The 5,515-nt window shown below is 63.2% G+C and carries 4 protein-coding genes; 1 reads left to right on the top strand and 3 read right to left on the bottom strand.

Going from position 1 to position 5,515, the window contains the following annotated elements; all coding sequences use genetic code 11:
• Positions 1–40: 40 nt before the first annotated feature.
• The 3 genes from ACE026_RS04220 to grxD all read right to left on the bottom strand — a co-directional run bounded on the left by ACE026_RS04220 (position 41) and on the right by grxD (position 4,738).
• Positions 41–3,295 carry a TonB-dependent receptor gene (locus ACE026_RS04220; protein WP_486038028.1) on the bottom strand — a complete coding sequence of 1,085 codons (3,255 nt, stop codon included), beginning with the start codon at positions 3,293–3,295 and terminating at the stop codon, positions 41–43.
• 385 nt (positions 3,296–3,680) lie between these two features.
• On the bottom strand, positions 3,681–4,421 hold the full coding sequence (locus ACE026_RS04215) for an SDR family NAD(P)-dependent oxidoreductase (protein WP_486038026.1): 741 nt from the start codon (positions 4,419–4,421) through the stop codon (positions 3,681–3,683).
• Positions 4,418–4,738: a Grx4 family monothiol glutaredoxin gene (gene grxD, locus ACE026_RS04210; RefSeq protein ID WP_019186185.1), complete on the bottom strand. Its 321-nt coding sequence runs from the start codon at positions 4,736–4,738 to the stop codon at positions 4,418–4,420. Before grxD ends, ACE026_RS04215 begins: the two co-directional genes overlap by 4 nt.
• 162 nt (positions 4,739–4,900) lie before the next feature.
• Here grxD and ACE026_RS04205 point away from each other — a divergent pair, with 162 nt between their 5' ends.
• Positions 4,901–5,482: a superoxide dismutase gene (locus ACE026_RS04205; RefSeq protein WP_486038024.1), complete on the top strand. Its 582-nt coding sequence runs from the start codon at positions 4,901–4,903 to the stop codon at positions 5,480–5,482.
• The last annotated feature ends 33 nt before the right edge of the window (positions 5,483–5,515 follow it).

The raw sequence follows: 5,515 nt of genomic DNA, 5'->3' as shown, positions 1-5,515 counted from the left end.
CCCCCCCCCGCGTCCATTTACTACTTCAGGTCCTGACGGATCAGAACTTGTACTTCAAGGTCACCTGCATCGACCAGCGCGACACACCGGTGTTGCCCTTGTCGTTGTTGTTTTCCTGGATCGACGAGTTGTCGGTACGACCAGTGAAGTTGTACAGGTACTTACCGGTAGCCGGGTCGATACCCGAGTAGTTGGCAACGCGACGGGTGGCGTAGAAGCCGTAGTCGTCGATCAGACCCCACTTCTTATTGAGCAGATTGCCGACATTCATGATGTCCAGCGCGATCTCGCCCTTGTGGCTCTTCACGAAGCCCGGGAACTCCTGGCTGATACGAACATCAAAACTGTTGACCCACTTGGCACGGTGCTCGTTTGCCGGAACCACGCTGCCACGGTAGGCATCGAGCTCCGGATTCTGCGCCAGCCAGTCGAAGAACCGCTTCTCCATCGCCGCGCCGCCGGTGAACAGCACGTCACCCGGGCCTTTCGGCACGTAGAACAGATCGTTGGTAGCTGCACCGTCGCCGTTCACGTCGTTGTAGAACACGTAGCTGTACGGACGACCCGAGCGGCCTTCATAGAACAAGCCGACGCGGGTGGCATTGTCACCGAAGAAGTTGTGCTTCCACTCCATGGTGCCGGTGACGCGGTCCTTGATCGCGTAGCGTGAATTGTACGCAACGTTGTCGTTGGCGTTCAGGCTCAGCGTGTTGTTCCAGTTCGAAGTGTTCTGCGAGCTGGACAGCGGGCTCACTTCCTTGGCTTGGGTGTAGGTATAACCCAGCGACCAGCCCCAGTTCTCGGTCAGCGGCTTGGCCAGCGCGAACGTCGCCTGGGAACCACGCCCCTTGTCGGTGTTGCGCAGCAGGATGACGTCGCCGATATCACCCGGACGGTTGACGCGGTCGCCCGGGCAGGTCTGATCGGTGGCCTCGCAGGCGCGACCATTCTTCTGGCCAGCCTGCATGCCGTTGCTGCCAGCATTGGCACCATTCATGCCGAAGTCGTTCCAGTACAGCGCACGACCGTCCTGACCAACTGAGCGGTTGGCGTTCGGGGTCATGACGTCCAGACGATCGAAGTACAGACCATCCTTGACCTTGGTGACCAGCAGTTCGGCCGAGGCCACGATGCCGTACCACGGCAGCTCATGATCGAAGGCCAGGTTGGCCTTCCAAACCGACGGCAAGCGAGTACCCGGTGCGATCAGGTCGACGTTCTGGCGGGCCGAGGCCAGCGACGGGTCCGGGATGAACGGATTGTCGGCATCGAAGCTGAAGCCACCCGGGTTGCGGGTCAGATTGTACTCGGCGTAGTTCAGACCGGTGTTCTGGTACGCACCGGCGAGCCATACGTTCGGGGCCGCGCCGCCGAACAGGCCCACGCCACCGCGCAGCTGGGTCGGACGATCGCTGTCGAAGGTGTAGTTGAAGCCGACGCGCGGCTGGAACAGTTCCTTGTCCACCAGCTTGGTGTTGTTGAAGCCGTACAGCTGCTCGATACGCGGGTTGTACAGGCGCTGGGTGCTGAAGTCCGGCATGTCAACGCGAACGCCGAACATCAGGCTCAGGTTGTAGTTGATCGCCCAGGTATCCTGGATGAACAGACCCGTATTCTTCAGGTGGAACTTCGCCGGAATGTCAGCCAGGCTGCCGCCATCACGCGGCACACGCACCTGATACGCGGACGGGGTACCCGCTTCGAACGCAGCCAGGTTGGCGAATTCGTACGCGCCGTACAGGTTGCGGCCGTAGAAATTCATCAGGTCGTTGTCGGTGTAGTCGAAACCGAACTTGACGGTGTGGTCGCCAACATACCAAGTGCCGGCACCGAAGGCGCTCAGCTCCTTCGACTCGACCAGGTTGGTGTGGGTGTTCTGCTCGGTACCCAGGTACAGCGAGTTGTTGTTGTCGAACCGCACGCGGATCTGCGGCAGATGCGAAGCGGCAACACGGTTGGACGAGTAGTTTTTGTGCGAGACCTTGAACTCGGTCGAGAAGTTCTCGGACCAGTCACTGAACAGCTCACCCATCCAGGTTTCATACTCGGTCGGCTGGGTGTACCAGAAGTCGCTCAGCGAAATTTCGCTGCTGCTGACCTTCGGGAAACGCACCACGTCCTGCTGCATCTTGTTGTAGCGCAACGCCGCACGGTGATTCTCGTTGATGTTCCAGTCCAACTTGACCGCGTATTCTTCGATCTCGGTCTTGTTGTTCAGCGCACCTACGCCGCCGACCTGATAGCCAAGATCAGACATGCGCTTCTGGACACGGGCGATATCTGCATCGCTGATGCCGCCGGTCTTGTTATACGGACTTTCGCCAAGGCTGACACCGCCGCCGCTACGCTCATACTTCTCGTAGTTGGTGAAGAAGAACAGCTTGTCCTTGACCAGCGGGCCGCCGAAGGTCATGCCATAGGTCTTCTCGTCTTCAAAGCCGTTGAAGTCCTGCTTGTCGCCTTCCAGACGCGAACGGACCATGTCCTTGTCGCGGTAGGAACCGTAGACGGTGCCATGGAATTCATTGGTGCCCGACTTGGTCACGGCGTTGATCACCGCACCGGTACCGCCGGCGATGGTCGTGTCGTAGTTGGCCAGGTCGATGTTGATTTCCTGGATGGCATCCATCGAAACCGGCTGACGCTCGGTCGGCAGGTTGTTGGAGCCCAGGCCGAACGGATCGGAGGCGCTGATGCCGTCGATGCGGATGGCGTTGTAACGGGTGTTCTGGCCGCCGGCCGAGATCGCGCCGTCAGCCTTGCTGACCTGCGAGATGCGCGGGTCCAGACGCACGTAATCCTGGATGTTGCGGTTCGCGGACGGCAGTGCGTCCATCGTTTCGCGGGTCACGTTGGAGCCGGTGCCCATCTTGGTCGCGCTGAAGACGTCCAGGCCGCCAGCAACGGCGACGACATTGACGGCGCCCAGGTTGGTGGCCGCGATGTCACCCGCCAGGTTGGCGTTGATCGTGTTCACCTGGTTCAGGTTGAGGTACACACCCTCTTCCGTCTTGGTACCTTCACCGGGCTTGTTGATGGTGATGGTGTAGGGACCACCCACGCGCAGGCCGCGCGCGTTGTAACGACCCGACGCATCGGTGGTCGCACGGCTGACCGTGCCCGACTCGGTGTGCGTGATGGTGACTTCGGCACCAGCGACAGGCGCGCCTGCAGCGCTCGTAACCTGACCGCCGACACCGGCAGAGGTGCTCTGGGCGAAGGCGGGAGCGGCGGCAAGTGCAGCCACGAGACCAAGCGTCAGCTTGGACATCCGGAGACAACGGGAGTGGGTCATTGGGGAGTAGCCTCGATGCGAGATTGGCGATGGCGGAGAAAAAAACGCGCCCAAGCAGCCTTGCTGGCGGCTGACTGGACTTTTATCTGGGTTCCCTAGCCGCGAGCTGGTTTCAGCCGCAACGGTTAACACTAGATTAACACGATAGCCTTGGATTGTGACGGTTTGGAGACAAAACACACGCCATCACAACGGGATCGTGACGCTATCTTCACATCTGATTGTGACCGGCTGAATGCGGGCCATTGGGGCTCTCGGCGGTGTCGAATAGTTTCCCGCCGGTTTCTCAAGGGCTCACTGGGGGAGCCGGCCAGCGGCCGGCACTACCTGACGCTGGGTAGCGGACCCTGGCCCGGTCACGCCAGCGCTGACGCCTTTGCCGCCCTCAGGCGTCGAGAATCTGGCCGCGATACGCGGCGCCGGCGGCAGAAAGCAGCAGGACCGCCGCGGCGGCGCAGTCGGCCGGGTCACGGGCGGTGCGGTCTTCATCCAGGGAGAACGCACGGGCGCGCAGCGCCGTACGCATCGGGCCGGGCTGCAGGCCGCTGACCCGGACCGTGCTGCGGCCGAGTTCGTCATGCAGGGAAGCGATCAGGCCGCGCAGGCCGTGCTGGGCCGCGCCGTAGCCGCCCCAATACGCCTGCCCTACCCGCGCCGGGTCATCCACAGTGAACACCAGCGCGGCATCGTCGCTCTGGCGCAGCAGCGGCAGGCAGGCCTGGGCGAGCCAGGCCGGGGCGGTCAGGTTCACGTGGACTGCGCGGGCGAAGGCGGCCGGGTCGGCCAGTTCGAACGGGGTCAGCCCGGCGAAATCAGCTGCGCAATAGAGAACACCATCGAGATGGCCGAGCTCGGAGTGCAGGCGCTCGGCCAGGGTGGCGTAGTCGTCGGGGGTGGCCCCCTCCAGATCCAGCGGATACAGCAGCGGCTCGGGGCCGGCAGCCTCGACGGCGGCATAGACCCGGTCCAGGCGACGAGGCTTGCGCCCCAGCAGGACCACGGTTGCCCCGGCCTGCGCGCACGCGATAGCGGCGGCGCTGCCAAAGCCTCCCCCGGCTCCGGCGATGAGAATGACGCGATCGGCAAGCGATCCGGTCCCGGCCACCACGGACGGGACCGCACTCACGGCTGGGACGCCTCTTCGACGATGCGCTTGAGCTCGCCGGATTCGAACAGCTCCAGCACGATGTCGCAGCCGCCGATCAGCTCGCCGTGGATGAACAGCTGCGGGAACGTCGGCAGGTTGGAGAAGCGCGGCAGATTGGCGCGGATCTCGGGTTCTTCCAGCACGTTGACCGTGCGCAGCGCGATCGCGCCGGCGGCCATCAATGCCTGGATCGCACGGCTGGAAAAGCCGCACATGGGGTATTGCGGGGTGCCCTTCATGAACAACACGAGGGGGTAACGTTCGACTTCGGACTGGATCTGCTGCATCACCGCCACAACGACTCTCCCTCCAATGGGACAACCCGGCCTCACCGGTCGGATAGACTTCCCTGGCCGCCATTGTATGCCCTACCTTCGCGTGGTGGGCACCCTGCCATCCGCCACACTGATGACAATCCGCCATGGATCGGCGCTCTTCCTTCCCAATCTGTCGTGCCCATGCCCCTCGAACTACCTCGCCTTCCCTACGACCGCGCCGCCCTTCAGCCTCACCTCTCCGCGGAGACGCTGGACCTGCACCACGGGCGGCACTTGCGTGGCTACCTGGACACGGTCAACGCGCGTATTGAAGGCACGGAGCTGGCCGAGCTGCCACTGGAGGAGATCGTCCGCCAAAGCCAGGGCAGCCTGTTCGACGCGGCCGCGCAGGCGTGGAACCACCAGTTCTATTTCCAGTGCCTGCACCCGCGCGCCGGGGGCGATCCGCAGGGCCGGCTGGGTGAACTGGTCACCCGTCATTTCGGGGATGCCAAGCGCCTGCGCGACACCTTCGACCGCGCCGCACTGCGTCTGTTCGGCTCGGGCTGGGTGTGGCTGGTGCAGCACCCCAACGGCGCACTGGCGATCCAGGTCACGCGCAATGCGGGCACGCCGCTGACCGGCGAGAGCACCCCGCTGCTGGCCTCCGATGTGTGGGAACACGCGTATTACACCGATTACCAGAATGAGCGCGCGCGCTATCTGGAGGCGTTCTGGAAACTGGTGAACTGGGACTTCGTCACCGCGCAATTGCGCGATTGAGGCCCGGTAGCGGGGGGGGGGGGGGGGGGGGGG

Source organism: Stenotrophomonas sp. AGC87, from assembly GCF_057333975.1.
This window is presented reverse-complemented; position numbering and strand designations above follow the sequence as displayed.